General features: G+C 60.6%; 1 protein-coding gene. It reads right to left on the reverse strand.

Going from position 1 to position 850, the window contains the following annotated elements:
- Positions 1-38 precede the first annotated feature (38 nt).
- Positions 39-850 (reverse strand): ABC transporter ATP-binding protein (locus GOPIP_RS22565; protein ID WP_006372136.1); only part of this gene is annotated, 812 nt, incomplete at its 5' end.

Consider the following 850-nt stretch of genomic DNA (forward strand, 5'->3'; position numbering starts at 1 on the left):
CGGTTCGCGCCGACCCCCTCGAATCGGCGCGAACCGGGTTAACCCAGGACGTTGAGGATTTCGGTGGGGGTGTCGTCGGGGAATCCTGCGGCGTGGTTGCGGTTGGTGGCCGATGCTTGGTCTTCGTGGTGCATGGATACGCGGATGGCGTGTTGAGCGTTTTCCGGCAGCGAGGGCAGTAGTTCCAGGACGCGTTCGCGGTGGCGGGTGACGGCTTTGCGTTCGGGCATGCCGGGGTTGGGTTGCACCTGCGGGATGATCTCGGTGAAGTCTTCTTTCGTGCCGCCGCCGGAGATGCCGGCGGCGGCCATCGCCGCCTCCGCAGCGACGAGGGCTTCGTCTTTTTCCTCACTCATGCCGATCGGACCGAACCGATCACCGGAGAGGAACTGCTTGACCACCGGCTGCTCCGAAGTCAGCAACTGCTCCCGCGGACCGAACATCACCAACTCCTTGCGGAACAACATCCCGATGTTGTCCGGGATCGTCCGAGCGATGTTGATGTTGTGCGTCACGATCAGAATCGTCGCATCGATCTGCGCATTGATATCGATCAACAACTGCGAAATATAGGCGGTACGCACCGGATCCAAACCCGAATCCGGCTCATCGCACAAGATGATCTGCGGATCCAACACCAACGCCCGCGCCAACCCGGCACGCTTACGCATACCACCGGAGATCTCACCCGGGAGTTTGTCCTCGGCACCGGCCAGACCGACCAAATCGATCTTCTCCATCACGATGTCGCGGACCTCGTTCTCCTTCTTCTTCGTGTGCTCACGAAGCGGGAACGCGATGTTGTCATACAAACTCATCGACCCGAACAGCGCACCGTCCTGGAACAACA

The organism is Gordonia polyisoprenivorans NBRC 16320 = JCM 10675 (genome assembly GCF_000241325.1).
In the GTDB taxonomy this organism is placed as follows: domain Bacteria; phylum Actinomycetota; class Actinomycetes; order Mycobacteriales; family Mycobacteriaceae; genus Gordonia; species Gordonia polyisoprenivorans.